Origin of the sequence: Haladaptatus cibarius D43, from assembly GCF_000710615.1 — an archaeon.
Lineage (GTDB): Archaea > Halobacteriota > Halobacteria > Halobacteriales > Haladaptataceae > Haladaptatus > Haladaptatus cibarius.
Genome location: NZ_JDTH01000002.1, coordinates 93,517 through 112,983, shown reverse-complemented (window position 1 = coordinate 112,983; position 19,467 = coordinate 93,517). Strand labels below are relative to the sequence as shown.

The following is a 19,467-nucleotide window of genomic DNA, read 5'->3' as shown; positions in this document are numbered from 1 at the left end:
TGTCGAACGCGACCAGTGACACGACAACTCATGAACGACGATGCCCTTTCCACGCTCCGAACTGACCCGGTGATGGCGGCTCTGCTCGACAAACACGACCCGCACACGGAGCGCAGTTGGAGCGAATTCGAACGACTCTGTATTTCGATTATCAACCAACAGCTCTCGACGGCGAGCGCGAAGGCCGTCAAAAAGCGGGTCTTCGACGTGCTAGACCACGAGGTGACGCCCGAAACCGTGCTGGCCGCGAGCGAGGAAAAACTTCGGGATGCGGGCCTCTCGCGCACGAAAGTAGAGTACATCAAAAACTCGGCCCGAGCCTTCCAGCGCGACGACTACACTAAATCCGGATTGGCCGACTGCTCGGACGAAGAAGTCGTCTCCCGACTCACCGAAATCAAGGGCGTCGGCGACTGGACTGCCCGGATGTACCTCCTGTTCGTCCTCGAACGCGAGGACGTGCTTCCCCTCGGTGACCTCGCGGTTCGGCGCGGTATCGAACAACTGTACGGCGACGGCGAGGAGATGACTCGCGCGGAGATGCGCGACATCGCCGAGGCGTGGCGGCCGTATCGGTCGCTGGCGACGCGATACATCTGGGCGGAGTACGAGGCTGACTGAGGTAGAGCCAAGAAAAAGACAATCAGCGGTTCCCGCCCGCGAGCTTTTCGGCGTCCGGAAGTACTCGAAGTCGGAGCATCGCAAGCGTTCCGAGCGCAGAACCGATTGCAAGGGGAGCGAACGCCCACCGCCAGTCGACGAAGAATGTAGCGATACTGTATTCCGAAACGAGGTCGTTATGAGAATCAAATCCTTTGATTCAGTTCCGCCTTTGAGTTCCTTACCGGTCATTAGTCGGATAGCAACGACAACAATGGACATAGCGATAGCTGTGGCAATTACGATTCCAATATAGATTATCAGTCGTGGTTCGAAATCGGGAGTGTACTGGATAATCAAACTCCAGCCAAGAAGACTGAAGAAGAGCCATATCGCTGTTCGGCCGAATTCTTCTCGGACAACTCTCTCTGTATTTTGTGCCATACTGTGTCTATTGGATGCAGTATAAGAAATGGGAATAAAAGTTTTGTACAGGGTTACTAGTTCAGACGCATTCAAGCGATTATCCGAATAAAATAGTTGACTACCAGAGTAACCGTTCAGTTGTCGATTTCCGTATCGACTGCCGCGCGGGCGTCGAGGTGACCCTTGCCGCTGTAACTTGGCTGTCCAACGTCCTCGCCGGTCGATTCAAGATGAGTACGGATTTGGCTCGGCGTGGCGTCTGGATTGACGCTCTTGACGAGCGCGGCGGCGGCCGAAACCTGTGGTGCGGCCATGCTGCTTCCGGCTTTCCAGCCGTAGGCGGGAACCATTCCATCGTCTCCCCACTCGAAAATCGTACTGAGAACCATGTTGTACTGCCAGTTCTCACCCTCGGGTTCCGAAGGGATGGCGTTGCCACCCTCCGCGCTGATGTCGATAGCCTCCTCGCCGTAGTTCGTGTAGGGCGCTGGCGTCGTCGTCGGTTCCTCAAGATGGTTGAACGCGGCGTGGTAGTTCCGAATCCGTCGTCCGTTGCCGGGGTCGTTCCAGCGGTAGCCGATTGAGCCAGTCGCGCTGATGCTCATGACGTTGTCCGCCTCGTTCGGCAGACTGATAACGTCGCCGTCGGTGTCGAGGTTGACGCCGTCGTTGCCCGCCGCCGCGACGATGAGCGTCCCCTGCTCGTTTGCGTAGCTCGATGCGCGCTCGATGGACTCCTGAAGCAGTTCGGTGTCGGTGCTGTCCGGCAGTGGATATGCGCCGAGACTCATGTTGGCCACGTCGGATTCGATATCCGCGCTAAACACCATCGCCGCGATGATGTCGCCGAAGGTGGCGAACGGCCGGTAAACACCCGAAGCGCGACGAGGTCGGTTCCGGGTGCGGTGCCGAAGATTCCACTCCCGTTAGTGTCGTCTCCCGCGATGATTCCGGAGACGTGGATGCCGTGGTCGCTGATAATCGGGTTGTAGTCCCCCCGTCGCCCGTGAAGTTCTTCGAAAGGTCGGTGTTGAGGACGCTAGCGAGGGCTGGGTGCGTTTCCAAGGCACCCGAGTCGATGACCGACACGCGGGTTCCCCCGCCACGCGTGGTACCGTGAACGCCGTCGGTTCCTTGGGCCTGTTTGTCCCACTGAAGTTGTGAAAGCTTGTGCGGGCCGGGTTCGTCGCCGTTCCCATTGTCCTCGACTTCTGCTTGATTGAGTTCCATCTCGACGTCTTTGGAGTAGCGCGTGCCACTCACCTGACTCTCTTCGCCTTCAACGACCGCGATGCCGATTTGGTCGAGTCGATGGACGACGGTGAGATCGGAAAGAACGTCGTCCGATGCGTCTTCGAGGTCGATGATATATCTGTTTTCCGTCGAACTCGCCGAAACCGACTGCGTCGTCAGTGCAAGACTGCTCAATGCCACCCCTGCGGATTTCAAGAAAGAACGTCGTGTGGTATCTTTTGACATCCACTTTCACATTTGTGTGGCACTATATCAGTGGTTACATATAACATGATTTATATAGAAACTGGACGAGAAATTTTATGCCAACGACGAACGACGAACCGAATCAGTCGTCGTCTTCCTCGTGGTTGTCGTCATCGTAGTCCTCGTCATCGTCTTCGTAGTCGTCCTCGTCATCGTCGGAATCCTCGATTTCTTCCTCGACTGCCTCTTCCGTGTCAAGGTGACCCTCGCCGCTGTAGGTCGGCTGGTCAACGTCCTCGGCGGTCGCTATGAGGTGTCTGCGGATTTGAGCGGGTGTCGCGTTCGGATTCTCACTTTTCACGAGTGCGGCAGTCGCCGCAACCTGCGGCGCGGCCATGCTGGTTCCGGATTTCCAGCCGTAGGCGGGAACCATTCCATTGTCGCCCCACTCGAAAATCGTACTGAGAACCATGTCGTACTGCCAGTTCTCCGTGTCCGGCGCGCTTTCGTCGTAGTTGCCGCCGGGTGCGCTCATGTCCACCGCCTTCTCACCGTAGTTTGTGTACGGTGCTGGCGTCGTCGTCGGCTTTCTCAGGTTTTCGAGCGCGTCATCGTCCTCGTCTTCGTCGTCTTCCTCCTCTTTCGGCACGTCGTCCCAGCGGTAGCCGATTGGGCCGGTCGCGCTGATACTCATGACGTTGTCCGCCTCGTTCGGCAGACTGATAACGTCGCCGTCGGTGTCGAGGTTGACGCCGTCGTTGCCCGCCGCCGCGACGATGAGCGTCCCCTGCTCGTTTGCGTAGCTGGATGCACGTTCGATGGAGTCTCGGAGTAGTGCCGTGTCAGCGTCCTTCGGGAGTGGGTACGCACCGAGACTCATGTTGGCCACGTCGGATTCGATGTCCGCGCTGAACACCATCGCCGCGATGATGTCGCCGAAGGTGGCGAACGGGCCGGTAAACACTCGAAGCGCGACGAGGTCGGTTTCCGGCGCAGTACCGAGGATACCGTCCTCGCTCGACCCATCTGCGGCGATGATTCCGGAGACGTGGGTGCCGTGGTCGCTGATAATCGGGTTGTAGTCCCCACCATCGCCCGTGAAGTTCTTCGAAAGGTCGGTGTTGAGGACGCCAGCGAGGTCTGGGTGCGTTTCCAAGGCACCCGAGTCGATGACCGAGACACGAGTTCCCTCGCCACGAGTTTCCTCGTGTGCTTCGAGCACTTCTTGGGCCTGCTTGTCCCATTGAAGGTCGAAGCGCGAGGGTTTGGACGAGCCATCTTCGTCGTCATCCTCATCATCGTCGTCATCGTCCTCGTCGTACTCCTTGTCCGCCTGACTGAGTTCCATCTCAACGTCTTTGGAGTAGCGCGTGCCCTGCACCTGACTTTCCTCGCCTTCGACCACTGCGATACCGATTTGGTCTAGTCGGTGGACGACGGTCAGACCATCGAGAACGCCGTCCGATGCGTCTTCAAGGTCGATGATATATCTGTCTTCCGTCGAACTTGCCGAAACCGACTGCGTCGTCAGTGCGAGGCCACCCAGTGCCATTCCTGCACCCTTCAAAAAGGAGCGTCGTGTGGTATCTTTTGACATCCACTTGTTGAATATGGCTTCATATATATCAGTGTTAATACTTCATATTGATTGAAATAGGAGAACGTTTACTGAAGTTTGTACTAAAAGCGACAGATCGTAAACTGATCAGTCGTCGCGGTCGTGACCGCCCCGATGGTGTCGTCCGCGGTCATCGTCATGGTCGTCTCTGATTTCCTTCCACACGGCGCGCACCGTATTGAGGTACCCCTCGCCGTGATAGGTCGGGTTGTCGAGGTCGCGCGCCGTCGATTCGAGGTGCGCTCTGATTTCTTTCGGCGTTGCAGACGGATTGACGCTTTTAACCAGTGCAGCCACTGCGGTCACCTGTGGGGCGGCCATGTTGGTTCCTGCCTTCCAGCCGTAATCGGCAACTCGTTCGCCATTTTCTTCGGAGAAAATGGTGTTTAGCACGAGGTCGTACTGCCAGTTCACGTCCGTACCGATAGCCGATTGGTCGGCGTTTCCGCCGGGCGCGCTGATGTCCACCGCTTCCGCCCCGTAGTTCGTGTAGAATGCCGGTTCGGTCGTCGGTTCGCGGAGGTGACGGAGTGCGGCACGATAGTTCCGATTCTCGCCGCTGTTGCCGGGGTCGTCCCAGCGGTAGCCGATTGAACCGGTCGCGCTGATACTCATGACGTTGTCCGCCTCGTTCGGGAGGCTGATGACGTCGCCGTCGGCGTCGAGGTTCGTGGAATCGTTACCCGCGGCCGTATCGTCCCCGGGCGTCGAACTCAACTTCGGGAAGCGTGTGCGCGACGTCCACGTCTTTCGAGTAGCGCGTACCCCGAACCTGTGCGTCCTCACCTTTGACGATGGCAATATCGATTTGGTCGAGTCGATGGACGATGTCGAGTCCGGCCAAATCGCTTTCCGTCGCCGATTGCAGGCCGATGATATACCGGTCTTCGGATGCGCTCGCCGAAACGGTCGGTGTCGTCAGTGCAAGTCCGCCTAGAGCGGCCCCTGCGCCCTTCAAAAAGGAACGTCTCGTTGGATTTTCCGATGTTTACTCTAATATAAATTTATATTAACTTTAATATTGTGATAGATGTTAGCGTCTAGATTAGTGCAGCGGTTCTACAGAAACGACACCAATAAGGGGATAAACGGCAGAGAAAACAGATAGAAAATAATTGTTTGGTGATATTTTATATTTTTGTGTGTATTAGGGCATTTTTCCGATTTATTCAGACACTTCCAGAATATTCTCCAACTACCACACGCGATAGAAAAATTACGGGAGTTCTTCGACCTCGCCAGCGAGGTCGAGATACCGGTCGATTGGGTCGTTTGCGTCCTCACGCCGTACTTCGTCGCCGTCTCGTTCGATAATGCCGACTTCTTCCATCTTCGGCAGATGTTTGTGTCGTAATTCGGTTAGGATGCGTTCTCTGTCATTCGCATCCGAATCCCACTCCGCGATTCGACCGGCGAGTTCGTCTATCTCGACCTCGGACTCCTGATTTTGAAGGTAGTAGAGCGCGTATCGACGGCGATGATCCGCGAGCAATTCCATCAAGGCGTCAAGGTCGTCTGACCCAATGCTGTTCGTGCCTGTACTCGGCAGGTCTGTCGAGTCAGAGCTCATCGTCTGCGTAGTCGTCACATACCATAAAAAGGGCAACGCCTAAGCACTTAGGCAATCGCTGGGCGCGAGTTAGAACCCTTTGCCGAGGAGTTCGCGCGCGATGATGTTTTTCTGGATTTCCGTCGTTCCCTCGTAAATCTGGGTGATCTTGGCGTCCCGGTAGAACCGCTCCGCGTCGAAGTCGTTGACGTAGCCCGACCCGCCGTGAATCTGCACTGCTTCGTCGGCGCATTCGACTGCGATGCGCGAGGAGAACTCTTTCGCCATCGACGCGAGTTGCGTCAGTTGGCCGTCCTCGTTCGCCACACTCCACGCGGACTTGTACGTGAGGTTGCGCGCCGCTTCCGTCTTCGTGTGCATGTCGGCGAGTTTGTGCTGAATGGCTTGGAAGTCGCTGATGGAGCGACCGAACTGCTCGCGTTCCTCTGCGTAGGAAAGCGCCTGTTCGCAGGCACCCTTGGCGATACCGACACCCTGCGCTGCGACTGCGGTTCGAGTTTCGTCGAAGAACTGCATAAGCTGAAGGAAGCCCATGCCGCGCGTGCCGACGAGATTTTCCTCAGGAACGCGCACGTCGTCGAAGATGAGTTCGGCAGTGTCGGAAGCCCGAATGCCGAGTTTGCCCGTAATCTTGTCGGCCTCGAAGCCGTCGCGGTCGGATTCCACGATGATTTGGGAGAAACCGGAGTAGCGGTCTTCGGCCTCGGGGTCGGTCTTGCACATCACGACGAAGAAGTCGCCGACGGTGCCGTTCGTAATCCACATTTTGTTACCGTTTACGACCCATTCGTCGCCATCTTTTTCGGCGGTCGTGGAGACGGACGACACGTCGGAACCGGTGTCGGGTTCGCTGATGGCGGTACCCATGACGGCTTCGCCTTCTGCAACTGGCGTGAGGTACTCGTTTTTCTGTTCTTCGGTTCCGAACTCCCGGATGGCGTCGCCACCGAACGCGGTGCTCGTGATACAGAGGCCGATACCTGCGTCAACGGCGAACAGTTCTTCTACGATGATTGCGACTTCGAGCGGCGAGTAGCCCGCGCCACCGTACTCGATTGGGATGTTCGCGCCGGTCAGGCCCATCTCGGCGGCTTTGTCGATGATTTCCCACGGATACTCCTCTTTCTGGTCGTACTCCTTGGCAACCGGGGCGACCTCGTTTTCCGCGAACTTGCGCACTTCGTCTCGAATGGCTTGCTGTTCTTTTGTCAGTTCGAAGTCCATGGCAACGAGTTACGGGGCCATGGATAAATCGTTTTGTAACCGGATATAAACTCATTCAAAGTTTATTGGTTCGGAGAGAGAAACGTTAAAACACCCTCATGTAGAGGGTATTTGCATGGAGCTAGAAGAAATCAACACTATCGCGGTTCTCGGTGCCGGAAACATGGGCCACGGAATCGCGGAAGTCGCCGCGCTCGCGGGGTACGACGTGAACCTGCGCGACATCAAAGAGGAGTTCGTCCAGAACGGCTACGACCAAATCGAATGGAGCCTCGGCAAACTCGCCGAGAAAGACCAACTCAGCGAGGCCGAGGCCGACGCCGCGCTGGAGCGGGTTACGCCAATCGTCGATTTCGGCGAGGCCGTCTCGGATGCGGACTTCGTCATCGAAGCAGTCCCCGAAAAGATGGATATCAAAAAGGACGTGTACTCCGAGATGGAAGAACACGCGCCCGACCACACCATCTTCGCCACGAACACCTCCAGCCTCTCGATTACGGAACTCTCCGAGGTGACGAACCGCCCCGAGCAGTTCTGTGGAATGCACTTTTTCAACCCACCAGTCCGGATGCAGTTGGTCGAAGTCATCACGGGCGCACACACGGAGGACGGCGTCCTCGACGTAACCGAGGAGTTAGCCGAGGAGATGGGCAAAACGCCCGTTCGCGTGCGCAAAGATAGTCCCGGCTTCATCGTCAACCGCGTCCTCGTCCCCCTGATGAACGAGGCGGCGTGGATGGTCGAATCCGGCGACGCAACCATCGAAGAAGTGGACAGCGCGACGAAGTTCGACATCGGCCTGCCGATGGGAAGCTTCGAACTCGCAGACCAAGTCGGCATCGACGTGGGCTACCACGTCTTAGAATACATGCACGACGTTCTCGGTGACGCCTACGAACCGTGCCCGCTCCTCGCCGGAAAAGTCGAAGAGGGCAACCTCGGCAAGAAGACCGACAAAGGCTTCTACGACTACGAAAACGGCGGCGTGGACGTGCCGACCGACGCCGGAAGCGAGGCGGTCGTTCACCGACTCCAAGCCGTGATGGCCAACGAAGTGGCGAAACTCGTCGGCAACGAGGTCGCGCCCGCGGACGAAATCGACGAAGCAGTCATGCTCGGCGCTGGCTTCCCCGAAGGCCCAGCACGAATGGCCGACGACGCAGGGCTGGACGTGCTCCTCGAAACCTTAGAAGACCTCCACGAGGAAACGGGTGCAGAGCGATACGAACCTGCGGAGTATCTCCGAGAGCGTGCCGACGTTGGATTCTACGAGCAGAGCGACGAGGACAGCGTCGAATTCGAAACCGTTCGCATCGAGAAACCCGGCGACATGGTGGGCAACATCGTCATCGACCGCCCACACCGGATGAACACGATTAGCTCGCAACTGCTCGGTGAACTGTCGGTCGCAATCGACCAAGTCGTCGAGGACGACGAGGTTCGCGCAATTCTGCTCACAGGCGAGGGCGACAAAGCGTTCTCCGCCGGAGCGGACGTACAGAGCATGGCCGCGGGCGGAGCAGACCCGATTCAGGCCATCGACCTCTCGCGCAAAGGTCAAGAGACGTTCGGCAAACTCGAATCCTGTCCGATGCCCGTGGTCGCCGGAATCGACGGCTACTGTCTCGGCGGCGGGATGGAACTCGCAACCTGTGCCGACCTCCGAATCGCCAGCGAGCGCTCGGAACTCGGCCAGCCAGAGCACGACCTCGGACTGCTTCCCGGCTGGGGAGGCACCCAGCGCCTCCAGCACATCGTCGGCGAAGGTCGCGCGAAGGAGATCATCTTCACCGCAGACCGATTCGACCCCGAGACGATGGCGGACTACGGCTTCGTGAACGAAGTCGTCTCGAACGACGAGTTCGAAGAGAAGGCGTTCGAACTCGCCAGCAAACTCGCTGGCGGCCCGCCAATCGCACAGGAGTACACGAAACGCGCCATGCTCAAGGGCTGGGAGAGCACCGACGCAGGCCTCGAAATCGAAGCTCAAGCCTTCGGCCACCTCATGAGCACTGACGATTTGATGGAGGGCGTCACGGCCTTCATGAGCAAGCGCGACCCCGAGTTCGAAGGGAAATAAGCGAACGCGACAGGAATCGAAATCGGCCTCCGGGGTGACACCGACTCCCCCGTGAAACACTGCCGCTGTCGGTCGATAACGCAAGGCTTAAACTAGTACGGCAGAAAGCAATGAGTGCGCAGGAAGCGCAACACGCTCGGTTGGTGTAGTCCGGCCAATCATCTTGGCCTTTCGAGCCGAGGACAGGGGTTCAAATCCCCTACCGAGCATTCTTCTGAGGAACAACGTGACGAAGAAGTAGCGCAGCGTACGGGATTTGAACTAGACCAGTCGCACGCCCGGGAAGCGGTAGCGACCCGGAACGTCTGGGCGTAGTTCAAATCCCCTACCGAGCATTTCTACGATTTCAATACCAATCAGCAACAGATTTCCTCTCATTCTCCGTTTCACCCGAGTGACGACGATTACCCACGTTTGAACAGCACGAACGATAGCCGCGGTTAAAGCCACTCCTCGTTGCGGTTCGAATAGCGATGAACCGAGGTGCAAAACTGCTTTTGGTAGTCACAGTTTTGGGTGTGATTTTCTCCGGCACTGTCGCGGCGGAGCAGACGGACAAAAAAGGGCAGTATGCGGAGGCGAATTTGAGCCATTTCGAATTCGACTCCCAGCCGGACGAAACAGTCGCGGGTGACCGCTTTGCGGTCGTCCGCGACAATAACGACAGGTCAACACCGGTTCTACGGTTCGTTACGGATGCTTCTCCGAGCGATAGACGGAACGAGGATACCGTCGTGTTCGACTCGGTGAACTTCGATGGTTCGAGCCACCAATCACAGACCCACGACCGAAACGAGCAAAATCCTGAGGAGAACAGCTCCATTGTGCCACTGCCATCACAATCGGCGATATAGCTACAAATCCATGACACCGTCACTTTCGAAGCCTTTCCCATGACCGACGAAGAAATCTTGGGGACGACGAAAATCGCCCAACGATGGCGAATCAGTCTCATCAAAGACGTGCGAGAAGCGTTCGACGAACAGGGCGTCGAGCTCGAAGAGGGAGATAGAGTCATGTTCGTTGAACGTGACGGCGAAATACTCATTAAATCTACAAAGTAGGATCGTTCTATCAGTAGCGTATTCTCAAAAATATCATTACTGTGCTAGCAATTCCTAATGACTAAGAGCGTTGAAAACTGGATAAAGACGCCCGAAAGGCGACGTACCTATTTCGACAGTTCAGTTTATCTAGTGAATATCTTTATTATTCTGGAACGCTTCTATTTGATATTGTCTGACGATGGCTACTCGTCAGTATGAACGAAACAAACCATCAGTACCAATGCTATGAAAACTGCCGCCGATTCGACCCCATCTCCCGGGAACGTTCTCGTTTTTAGCCCCGCTATCGGAAACCAAGCCGACGAGGAATGCGTTTCTCGACTGTCCACAGCCAACCCGAGCGCGACAAATGCCCTGTTCGTTTCTTACAGACAGTCCCCCGAGACACTACTCGAAGGCTGGCGAGAGCAGTTCGGCGACGACCCGGCGTCGTTCGGTATCATTGCCGTCGGAACGCAGGGTTCGGCGAGTCAGACGGAAAACGACCAGAACGTCGTCTCGCTCGCTCGCCCCGACTGTCTCGGACGGCTTCAAACCGCGATGTATATCTATCTCGAACAGTGGTCGGCGGCCGACGGGCAGTCGGTGCTCTGTTTCGATTCGATTACGTCGATGCTCCGCCACGTCAACCGAATGACCGCCTTTCGGTTCGTTCACTCGTTGACCGAGTCGCTTCACAGAATCGACGTAACCGCGCATTTTCACATGCACCCCGAGGCACACGATGTGGAGACGGTTGCCATGTTCCGCCCGCTGTTCGACACGGTCATCGACGGCCCACCGGACACTGGCTCAGAAATCTCACCGGAGGCGCTTTCGGTGCTTCTCGATTCTCCTCGTCGGCGTTCCGTCTGCCGATACCTCGCCGAAATCGCGGACACTGCGGACGTGTCCGCCATCGCTGACCAAATCGCAAAACGGGAATCCGAAACCATGCCGAGCGAGGACACGCAGGAGCGAATTCACATAACGCTTCGACACGTTCACCTACCGAAATTGGTCGAAACGGGCGTGGTCGAACTCGACGGCGAAACCGTCGTATCGAAAATAGGCACCGAAGAACTGGAACGATACTGCCGAATCGCAGGGCAGGGAGAATCCGATTCCGAGACGGAACCGACCATCTCGAACGGCGACGGATTGGCGGGGAGAATCCCCTCGAAGGACAAATCGGACGAAGCTTACTGGACGGTGTACGGCACCGACCGAGATTCGGTCGTCGTGACGCTAGCGCGGGCACTCGGAACCGTCTCGGACGTGCGTCCGACGAAACTCCAACCCGTGCTTTACGACGTCGTGGACATCGACGCCCTCCAGCGACTCGCCGAGCGCGAAGAAACCTCCGTCTACGCGACGTTTAACTACGACGAATATGAAGTGGTCGTGGACGGTGGGGAGATTCGCCTGTACGAATCGAACTAAAAAACCTCAGGCGAGCCACTCGTCCGGTTTCGTGTCGTAATCGACTTCCGTGGCCGTGATGTCTTCGACTTCGCTCCACGGGAGGTCGTGCATCTCGAACTCATCGCCGTCGTAACGCAGGAGCTTTCCTTTCTCTTCCGGTTCCGGTTCGCGGTCGCGTCGTCGGGCGATTTCCGCGTCCCGTTCGTCGATTTCCTTCACGATGGTTTTTAGGTTCACCGGACGACCCCACAGGTCGTAGATGCGCTCTAAGGTTCGCGTCGCCTGCCCGATGTCGAGCATGACGCCGTTGTAGTGGTGGCCCAGCAGTAGTTCGTTGCGGTTGTCGTAGTTGCCGTCGTACACCGCGATAGTGGGCTTGCCGAAGTTGGTGAACTGGAGCATCAACTTCTTTTTTACGTCCTCGTACTCCGAACTGGTCACGCGGTAGTCGCCCGTCGTCTGGCTGAACTCGTAGGTGAAGTAGTTGTTGTCGGTGACGAACTCCTTCGTCAGGAAGCCATCCAAGAACGTCACGTCGTTGTGGCTCGCCCGAACCTCGTACATCCGATTCCACCCGACGGCGAAGTCCACGTCCGCCATCGCCTCCGCGACGCTCTCGTATCGTTCGTCGTCCATCAGATAGCGGGCGTACTGTTCCAACGTCTGCTGTCCGATGGATTCCAAGAACCCGCGATTTTGGAGTTTGTTGAGCGAGAAATGACGCTCCGCGAGGCCTTCGTAGGAGAGCACCTTCCACGGATGGCGGTCGACGTCGATTTCGCCCGCCTTCGCTCGTTCTAATCCCTCCGAATCGACTTTCTCGGACGACACGGATTCGAGATCGGAGAGCGTCTCGGAGTTCACCGATTCGAGCGCCGGATGCGGTTCGATGAGTTCGTTCACTTCGTCGAAATCCACCACGTCGTGGAAGTTCCGCCACGTAATTCCTTTTACACGCATGAGTTTCCGCACGACTTCTCGACGGTTTTCGGTGTTCTCGATGTACTCCCACAACTGTTTGCCGAGTTTGTAGGGGTTCAGTCCCGGCGACCCGAGAACGCGCGCTTGGTGGTCTGCGTATTCGATGAACTCGTCCGTTCCCGCGAAGGATTCCTCGCCCATCATCATGGATTCCCAGTACGCGGCCCATCCCTCGTTCATCACCTTCGTCGTCTTCTGTGCCGCGAAGTAGTACGATTCGGTTCTGAGCATTTCGAGGACTTCTCTCTGCCAGTCTTCCATCTCGACGGCTTTGCCCTCTTCCGGGTCGTAGGCCCGACCGTGGTCGCGGAAGAACGCGAGCAAGTCCTTCTCGGGTTCTTCGAGTTTTCCGGCCTGTTTCTCGCGCTGTGCTTCCAACCACTCCTCGTCGAACACCTCGTCCCGTACCTCGTCGCTCAAGTTCATATCCGCGAGTTGGTCGGAAATTTCGTCCGTGTCGTGGTCATCCTCGTCCTCCCGAACCCGATGCTGGTTTTTGAACGCCTGATGCTGGTCGATGTTGTCCTGTAGACAGAGCACGTTGTCTATCCACTTTTCGACCGCCTCCCGGTCGATTTCCGCGTCGGCCATGATGGAGCGAACGCGGTCTGCGTGGCGGGAGAGAAGGGCCGCCGCATCGAGTTCGTCGGCGAACATCCGGTACCAGCGGTTGTTGGCGAAGAAATCCGAGTGGGCTTCGACGTGCGTGATGACCGCCTTCTGGTCGGCGAGGCTGTTCGATTGCTGTAAGAAGGCGTGGGCCGGGTCGTCGTTGATGACGATTTCGAACGCTTTCCCGCCCGCGTACTGGGTTTGTTTTTGCTGGCGGTCGTATTTCATCCCCCATCGCCAGTGTGGATACCGCTCTTGGAACCCGTCGTAGGCGATGAGTTCGTTCATCTCGTCGTAGTCGATTATCCAGTACTTCACCGGATACGGGTCGAGGCCGAGTTTTTTGGCGAGTTTCCGCGCTTCCACGACCGGTTCTTGCACCCGTTCCGCCTCGCGTTTGGTTTCGGTTCGTTCGTTCATTCTGCCTCCGTGCTCAGGATTTCGTAAATCGCCTTCGTCACGTCCTCCGGCCCGTTGACGTAACTGACCGCGACGTCGTTTGCTTCGGCGAAGTGACGCTCCACTTCCTCGGCGTGAGTCGCGTTGATGGCCTTGCCTTCCGGTTGCGTCTCCACGTAGGCGTGGAGGTTCGCCGGAATTTTCTCCATCATCGGGACGACGTTCTCCTCGGTGTCGTTCCGACTGTTTTCGCTGTCACCCGCAGCGAACACGTAGCGGTTCCAGTCCCCCCACGGGAACTCTTCTTCCAAAATCGCGGCGGCGAGTTCGTAGGCGGACGAGATTTTCGTCCCGCCGCCGGAACGAATGCCGAAGAACTCGCTTCGCTCGACTCGCCACGCCTCCGCATCGTGAGCGATGTAGACGAACTCCGCGTTGTCGTACTTGCCCGTCAGATACCAGTCGAGCGGCGTGAAGGTGCGCTCGACCAGTTCGCGCTTTTTCTCGCGCATCGACCCGGACACGTCGCGGATGTTGACGACGACGACGTTCTTTTCCCGCTCTTCGATGATTTCGGGGTAGCGATAGCGTTCGTCCTCGCGTCGGAATGGGACGTGGCGAATTCCTTCTTCCCGAATCTTCTGAGCCGTACTCATCGGCGTCACCCGATTTTCCATCTCCTCGATGCTCTCCCACTTGGTTCGTTCGTCCGCCGAAAGCGCATCGTAGTTCTCCTCGACCCAGCGTTTCGATACGGTGAGACTCTTCTCGCGCGCCCACTCGAACACCTCGTCAGGCCCCCAGCCTTCGACGCCCATCGCCTCTCGGACGTAGTTCGGGTCGAAGTCCATCGCCAGTTTGCGTTTTAGCCCTTCTTTGAACATGCGCTCGAAGTCGAGCGTGCTGTCGGGGCCGGTTTTCGTCACGTCGGTGAAATCGCCCTCGGTTTCCTCTACGACCTCTTTTCCTTTCGGTTCGAGTTCGAGGCCGAGTTCGTCGTCCAACTCTTGGGCGAACTCCTCCGGATCCATCTCGTAGTAATCGTGGTCGCCCGATTCGTCGCCGGGGTCGCCCTCTTCGCCGTCGTCGCCGGGTTGTGGCTGTGGCTGGCCGACCGGGTCGCCCACGTCCGGGTCGCCTTGTCCAACGCCACCTCTGTCGCGTTGGTCGTAGCGGAACTCCGGCAAATCCACGATTTTGATGGGAATGTGAATCTCGTCGGGGAGGCTCTGTCCGAGGTCGCCGTATTGGATGAACTCCGCGAGGTCTTCGCGGCGCTCCTCCCCGACTTCACGGTATCGTTCGAGGTCGTCTCTTAGTCCCATTTGTAGCTCACCTGATTCATGACGTGTTGGCTGGTCAGTTCTGCGGAGGCCGCGGAGTAGCCGAACATCTCCTGTAGGTTCTCTATCGTCTCCGATTTCACCTCGGCCGTCTCGGTGTTCGTCGGCGGATTCTCCCACTGGCTCGGGTTGAAATCCTCGTACACTCGTCGCACGTCCTCCCAGTCGTTACTCGCAAGTACGGTTTTGATTATCGGCACCTCCTTCGGGTCGATGTCGCTCACCTCGAAGTCCTCGTTTCGACTCTCCCACGCGTGACGGTTCAGTGCAGTGATGACCTTGTTTCGCCGGAACTCGGCCACCGCAGGGCCGGGTTCGTGGTTGACTTCGTAGGCGTCCGGTCCGAACCGGCCCAGATGCTCCGTCTCGAACACCTTCAGCTTCAGCGCGTCGGGTTCGATGCGCTCGCCGCGGTCGTTTTCGACGTCCTCGCCCGTCGCCCACGCGTAGACGTGTTCGATGTACTCGGCGACCGTCCCCTCGTCAACTCGGCGGTCGCGCATGATGGCGTCTAGCACGTCGCTCTCTTGCTGTTGGAAGATGTAGTTTTTCACCGGCACGAGTCGGTTTTCGTACTCGGTTCGCTCCGCCGTGGAAAACACGGGTGCGTCCCCGATTCCCTCGGCCATCGCGTTCAGGATGTCCCGCGGCATGATAACCTGTTCGACGGGATAGTCGGGGTGGTGGCGGTCGCGGACTTCGTGAAGCAGTCCGGCGATAACGTCTCGCGTGTACGTCACCGGGATTCCGCCCGACCCATCCGCCGCGTCGTCGTCGAAGTCGAAATCGTCCTTGTCGATTCGCTCGTCGCCGTCCAGCAGGTAGCCCCGGTCGAACAGCACGGCTTTGTCCACGAGGTCTAGTCCCGCGGGCAAATCGCTTCCGTCGAGGCGCGACACGACGCTGTAGAGCGCGGCGGCCTCGATGGCGTGCGGCGAGAGTTCTCGCTCTCCGACACCATCGTCGTCACGGACACGAATCGAAATTGGCTCTCGAATCCACGCTTCGAGTTCGTCGTACACGTCGGCCTCCCAGACGGGCGTCTCGTTCGTGAGTTCGCGCCGGATGAGTTCGGACTCCAAACTGAGGTTGGTCAGATACCCGAACTCGCGCCGGTCGAGTCGGCGCTTCAGCGCACGGAGGGGGTCGGCCCCACCTGCATCCGCGTGCTGATTCAACTGCGCTTCGAGGTCGGGATTCGAGATGATGACCAACTGCGTGTCGATGTCCATCTGAATCCCTTTGTCTAGCTTCACCGATTTTTCATCGGGGACGTTGAGCAGTTTCTGGAGCAAGTCGGCGTGTTGGGCCGCATCCTCCACGATGGTCAGCAGGCCGTTGCCCTGCGAGAGGACGCCGTCGTAGCTGAACGCCTGCGGATTTTTGCGTCCGCGCGAATCCAACTCCTGCAACATTCCCTGCATCCAACTGCCGACGAGTCGCTGTTTCGGCCTGCCGCTGTCCTCCGAGTGGAGGACGCCGATTCCCTCGCCGATGTCCACGACGTAGTTTTTCACTCGGAGGTGTGCCGGGTCGGTGATGGCCGAAAACAGTTCCTCCTCGCCGTTTCTGCGGTACTGCTCTTCCAGATAGTTGTACGCCTCTCGGCTGAATGGGTCGAGTTTGCCGTCCACCAGCACGTCGATGTGGTCGCCCAAGTTGCCGTTCAGTTGGGAGAGCAGTTCCTCGCGCACCGCTGGCGGAAAGACGAGCAGTGGATGCGACTGGACAGGACTCGCGTACCAGTTTTCCTCGCTCGTCGCCGTCACGTCGTCGCCGTAGCTGAGTCCCGGCGACTCTGTTGCGGTGGCGATGTTCCATTCGATGGTGTACCGCCGCCCTTCGGGTGTTTTCGAATATTCGCGCAGGCCGTTGACCAGACAGCGTTTGAGTTCGGATTTTCCGGTCGCGGTCGGCCCGGCGAACCAGATGATCTTCTCCTCTTTGCCGCGTCGTGCGGCAATCGAGCGCAGGTCATCAACGAAGGCGTTCAGCACCTCTGTGTTTCCGAGGATGGCGTGTTCGCCGTCGTTGTGCGGGTCGTCGAAAAATTTGTAGCGTTCTTTTTCGTCGCCTTCCTCGATGACCGTCCGGGTGCCCATCGACTCGATAGCCTCTAACAGGTACTTGCTCGCGTGCGAGGCAATCGTCGGGTTCTCGAACGCCGAATCCACGTACTCCGCGAGGCTCATCGGCTCCTCGTAGGTTTCGCGGAGTTCGTGGTCGGCATCCGTGATGTAGTCGTTTCCTTCGGACACTGTGTCAGTCCTCCATTTCCGCGCGGGCGACTTCCGCCCCGGCAAATTCGAGCACCTCCTTCGCACCGTCGCGCGAGTAGCCCTGTTCAATCAGCGCATCCACCCACGCGTTCTGTTCGTCGTTGTCCATTTCGTTGGCCGACACCAACGCCGAGAAGTTGATGTTGTGTTTCTTGTCCTCCCACAGTTTGCGCTCCAACGCGCGGCGCAGGCGCTCGTTGTCCTGCGGGTTGAACGGCGACCCCTCGCGGGCGCGCCGCGACACCCAGTTGGACACTTCCTGTCGGAAATCGTCCTTGCGGTCGCGGGGAACTTCCAACTTCTCCTCGACTGCGCGGAGGAAACTCTCGTCGGGTTCCTGCTCGCGCCCCGTCAGTTCGTCCTCCACGGTGGCGTTGTCGATGTACGCCATGACGTGGTCCATGTACTTCTCGCCCTGTCGCTGGATCTCGTCGATGTCGTAGGCCAGCGCGTGGCGCACGTCCTCGATGGCGCGTTCGCGGTACTCACCGCGAACGCTTTCGAGGTAGCGGTAGTAGGTCTCGAAGTTCTCTTCTGGAATCGAACCGTGATTTTCGAGGTTCTCCTCGAAGTGGTTGAACACCGACAGCGGACTCAAGAAGCCGCGACTGCGGTGCGTGGAGTTCATGATAGCCTCGGCGATTTCGTCGCCGATGAACCGGGCCGAAACGCCCTCCATGCCCTCGCCGATGTCGGCTTTCTCTTCGGCCTCCTCGCGGAGTTTCTTCACGTCGATGTCGTCGCCGTCCTCGGTTTCGCCGTTGTAGGCTTTTGCCTTCTGGAGCAGGTCAACCATCTCGGTGTCGGGTTCCTCGATGCGCGTCAGCACGCCGAAGAGGCCCGCCATTTCGAGGGTATGCGGTTCGATGTGTACGTCCGGAACGTCGGCGTTCCGGAGCATCTTCCGGTAGATGTCGGCTTCGGACTCGTATTCTAAGACGTAGGGGAAGTCGATGCGTTTCGTTCGGTCGTTGAACGCCTCCATCTTCTCGTCGCCCTTCTTGTCCCGGTATTCGGGCATGTTCGTCCGGCCGACGATGACCTGGTCGATGTCGATTCGCGGGTTGTTTTTCGGCTTAATCGTCTGTTCCTGCGTCGCGTGCAGGAAGTCGTAGAGGAACTCCCGTTGGAGTTTCAGCAGTTCCTCACCGCTGAAGATTCCCCGGTTCGCGTTACAGAACGCGCCGGAGTAGTCGAACGCTCGCGGGTCGGATTCGCCGTAGATGGCGATTTTCGAGTAGTTGACGTCGCCCGTGAGTTCGGTTTCGTCCTGATTTTTCTTGTCTTTCGGCTCGAACGTCTCGACGGCTTGGCGCTTGTTCTCGTCGGCGACGAGGCGGATGATTTCGATGTGATTTTCGAGTACTTGTTTGATGTCGTCGTCGTAGTACGCGAGCAGTTCGTCCATGTAGAACTCGCTCGCGGGGTCTAACGCCTGTTCGTTTTTGATGGAGTACGGCGCGTCTAACTCCTCGTTGATGTCGTCGATGACGGTCTGACGCTGTTCGTGGGGAACCAAGACGAGTGGGTCTTGGTTCATCGGGGAACGAACCACGTCGTCCGCCGGGTCTTGATCAACGATGACATCGCAGAGGTTCGTCCACCGGAAGGTGTACAGTCGCCCCTCGTCGCGGAGCGTGTAATCTTCGAAATATTTGCGAACCTGTCGGTCGAAGTCGGATTTACCCGAACCGACCGGCCCGAGCAGCAGTTTGATGCGCTTTTCGGGACCAAGTCCGCGGGCACCGCTTTTTACTTTGTTGACGAACTCGTGCATCGCGCGGTGAATCTCGCGTCCGTAAAACGTGTTCTCCCCGTCGTGCAGGGGGTCTTCGGACGCGAGTCGGTACTCGACGACGCCGGAGTCTTCGTCGTACTCCGTGCCGTAGTAATCGAACATATCGGCGACTCGCTGGTGGGCGTTTCGAGCGACTTTCGGATGCTCGTACACCTCTTTTAGGTACCAGTCGAACGATTTCGTTTCACGGAGGTCTTCCGGCATCGATTCCTGGTAGCTTCGACTGAGGTCGTCCAGCGTTTCCATGTCACCTTTCATTGTATCACGCATTGTTTGGGGCTATGAGATGGACCGGGGAAGTGAGAGAAACCGACCGGGCGGCCCGATACCGGCGGGAAATACGTAGTCGGCATACACTCACAAAGTAGTGTCGGTCGGAACACCCAGATGGCACTTACAGGGGGCGAACCGGGCAACGACGAGCGTGCCCAGAGAGACTCCTGCCTCTGTCGGGTAATCATGTGCGTGCCATCCACCACCTCTATGAACCAGTCAGCGTCGCCATCTCGTCTCGTCGTGAGAGGTGTGTGATTCTAGACCATGCATCGTGTGGGCAACTACCACCCGATACTGTTTAATAGATAGGACGAGGACATATATAACTGTTGCCCATAGACAAGATTCTT

General features: G+C 57.8%; 15 protein-coding genes, 1 tRNA gene and 1 pseudogene. 6 read left to right on the top strand and 11 right to left on the bottom strand.

Annotated elements, in window-relative coordinates; all coding sequences use genetic code 11:
* Positions 1-30: 30 nt before the first annotated feature.
* Positions 31-621 (top strand): DNA-3-methyladenine glycosylase family protein, encoded by a 591-nt coding sequence (locus HL45_RS05755; RefSeq protein ID WP_049971916.1) that lies wholly within the window; start codon positions 31-33, stop codon positions 619-621.
* A gap of 539 nt (positions 622-1,160) precedes the next feature.
* Here the strand turns inward: HL45_RS05755 and HL45_RS21565 are convergent.
* The 7 genes and pseudogenes from HL45_RS21565 to HL45_RS05720 form a co-directional block, all read right to left on the bottom strand.
* Positions 1,161-1,817 (bottom strand): S8 family serine peptidase, encoded by a 657-nt coding sequence (locus HL45_RS21565; RefSeq protein WP_267879584.1) that lies wholly within the window; start codon positions 1,815-1,817, stop codon positions 1,161-1,163.
* The gene (locus tag HL45_RS21775; protein WP_267879596.1) at positions 1,814-1,972 is read right to left on the bottom strand and encodes a hypothetical protein; all 159 of its coding nucleotides are present in this window, start codon (positions 1,970-1,972) and stop codon (positions 1,814-1,816) included. The genes HL45_RS21565 and HL45_RS21775 overlap by 4 nt, the downstream gene beginning before the upstream one ends.
* 636 nt (positions 1,973-2,608) lie before the next feature.
* Positions 2,609-4,063 carry a S8 family peptidase gene (locus HL45_RS05740; protein ID WP_144240017.1) on the bottom strand — a complete coding sequence of 485 codons (1,455 nt, stop codon included), beginning with the start codon at positions 4,061-4,063 and terminating at the stop codon, positions 2,609-2,611.
* A 108-nt stretch (positions 4,064-4,171) separates the two neighbouring features.
* Positions 4,172-4,801, bottom strand: coding sequence for a S8 family serine peptidase (locus HL45_RS05735; protein WP_049970195.1), 630 nt, complete (start codon positions 4,799-4,801; stop codon positions 4,172-4,174).
* Positions 4,764-5,048, bottom strand: a pseudogene (locus tag HL45_RS21560) (hypothetical protein); the annotation flags it as partial. The gene HL45_RS05735 and the pseudogene HL45_RS21560, both read right to left, overlap by 38 nt.
* Before the next feature lie 252 nt (positions 5,049-5,300).
* Positions 5,301-5,654, bottom strand: a complete 354-nt coding sequence (locus tag HL45_RS05725) for a DUF7344 domain-containing protein (protein WP_233274697.1) — start codon at positions 5,652-5,654, stop codon at positions 5,301-5,303.
* 69 nt (positions 5,655-5,723) lie between these two features.
* Positions 5,724-6,878: an acyl-CoA dehydrogenase family protein gene (locus HL45_RS05720; RefSeq protein ID WP_049970193.1), complete on the bottom strand. Its 1,155-nt coding sequence runs from the start codon at positions 6,876-6,878 to the stop codon at positions 5,724-5,726.
* Positions 6,879-6,993: 115 nt separating this feature from the next.
* On the opposite strand from HL45_RS05720, the gene HL45_RS05715 reads away from it, so the two are divergent.
* The 5 genes from HL45_RS05715 (at position 6,994) to HL45_RS05700 (ending at position 11,447) form a co-directional block, all read left to right on the top strand.
* Positions 6,994-8,958: a 3-hydroxyacyl-CoA dehydrogenase/enoyl-CoA hydratase family protein gene (locus HL45_RS05715; RefSeq protein ID WP_049970192.1), complete on the top strand. Its 1,965-nt coding sequence runs from the start codon at positions 6,994-6,996 to the stop codon at positions 8,956-8,958.
* 134 nt (positions 8,959-9,092) lie between these two features.
* A tRNA-Glu gene (locus tag HL45_RS05710) sits at positions 9,093-9,167 on the top strand.
* A gap of 264 nt (positions 9,168-9,431) precedes the next feature.
* Positions 9,432-9,812 carry a hypothetical protein gene (locus HL45_RS05705; protein WP_049970191.1) on the top strand — a complete coding sequence of 127 codons (381 nt, stop codon included), beginning with the start codon at positions 9,432-9,434 and terminating at the stop codon, positions 9,810-9,812.
* A 39-nt stretch (positions 9,813-9,851) separates the two neighbouring features.
* Positions 9,852-10,022, top strand: coding sequence for a hypothetical protein (locus tag HL45_RS21135; RefSeq protein ID WP_162833853.1), 171 nt, complete (start codon positions 9,852-9,854; stop codon positions 10,020-10,022).
* A gap of 228 nt (positions 10,023-10,250) precedes the next feature.
* Complete coding sequence (locus tag HL45_RS05700) at positions 10,251-11,447, top strand: DUF7504 family protein (protein ID WP_049970190.1); 1,197 nt, start codon at positions 10,251-10,253, stop codon at positions 11,445-11,447.
* A gap of 6 nt (positions 11,448-11,453) precedes the next feature.
* Here HL45_RS05700 and HL45_RS05695 read toward each other — a convergent pair whose 3' ends face one another.
* The 4 genes from HL45_RS05695 to HL45_RS05680 are packed head-to-tail and all read right to left on the bottom strand — an operon-like array spanning position 11,454 to position 19,099.
* Positions 11,454-13,442, bottom strand: coding sequence for a SpoVR family protein (locus HL45_RS05695; protein WP_049970189.1), 1,989 nt, complete (start codon positions 13,440-13,442; stop codon positions 11,454-11,456).
* Complete coding sequence (locus HL45_RS05690) at positions 13,439-14,746, bottom strand: YeaH/YhbH family protein (RefSeq protein ID WP_049970188.1); 1,308 nt, start codon at positions 14,744-14,746, stop codon at positions 13,439-13,441. The genes HL45_RS05695 and HL45_RS05690 overlap by 4 nt, the downstream gene beginning before the upstream one ends.
* On the bottom strand, positions 14,737-17,022 hold the full coding sequence (locus tag HL45_RS05685) for a PrkA family serine protein kinase (RefSeq protein ID WP_049970187.1): 2,286 nt from the start codon (positions 17,020-17,022) through the stop codon (positions 14,737-14,739). The genes HL45_RS05690 and HL45_RS05685 overlap by 10 nt, the downstream gene beginning before the upstream one ends.
* Positions 17,023-17,026: 4 nt before the next feature.
* On the bottom strand, positions 17,027-19,099 hold the full coding sequence (locus tag HL45_RS05680; protein WP_049971914.1) for a PrkA family serine protein kinase: 2,073 nt from the start codon (positions 19,097-19,099) through the stop codon (positions 17,027-17,029).
* Positions 19,100-19,467: the final 368 nt, after the last annotated feature.

Coding starts and splice junctions, on each gene's coding strand:
- HL45_RS05755 (WP_049971916.1), top strand. CDS start 31: ATGAACGACGATGCCCTTTCCACGCTCCGAACTGACCCGGTGATGGCG.
- HL45_RS21565 (WP_267879584.1), bottom strand. CDS start 1,817: ATGAGTCTCGGCGCATATCCACTGCCGGACAGCACCGACACCGAACTG.
- HL45_RS05740 (WP_144240017.1), bottom strand. CDS start 4,063: ATGTCAAAAGATACCACACGACGCTCCTTTTTGAAGGGTGCAGGAATG.
- HL45_RS05725 (WP_233274697.1), bottom strand. CDS start 5,654: ATGAGCTCTGACTCGACAGACCTGCCGAGTACAGGCACGAACAGCATT.
- HL45_RS05720 (WP_049970193.1), bottom strand. CDS start 6,878: ATGGACTTCGAACTGACAAAAGAACAGCAAGCCATTCGAGACGAAGTG.
- HL45_RS05715 (WP_049970192.1), top strand. CDS start 6,994: ATGGAGCTAGAAGAAATCAACACTATCGCGGTTCTCGGTGCCGGAAAC.
- HL45_RS05705 (WP_049970191.1), top strand. CDS start 9,432: ATGAACCGAGGTGCAAAACTGCTTTTGGTAGTCACAGTTTTGGGTGTG.
- HL45_RS21135 (WP_162833853.1), top strand. CDS start 9,852: ATGACCGACGAAGAAATCTTGGGGACGACGAAAATCGCCCAACGATGG.
- HL45_RS05700 (WP_049970190.1), top strand. CDS start 10,251: ATGAAAACTGCCGCCGATTCGACCCCATCTCCCGGGAACGTTCTCGTT.
- HL45_RS05695 (WP_049970189.1), bottom strand. CDS start 13,442: ATGAACGAACGAACCGAAACCAAACGCGAGGCGGAACGGGTGCAAGAA.
- HL45_RS05690 (WP_049970188.1), bottom strand. CDS start 14,746: ATGGGACTAAGAGACGACCTCGAACGATACCGTGAAGTCGGGGAGGAG.
- HL45_RS05680 (WP_049971914.1), bottom strand. CDS start 19,099: ATGAAAGGTGACATGGAAACGCTGGACGACCTCAGTCGAAGCTACCAG.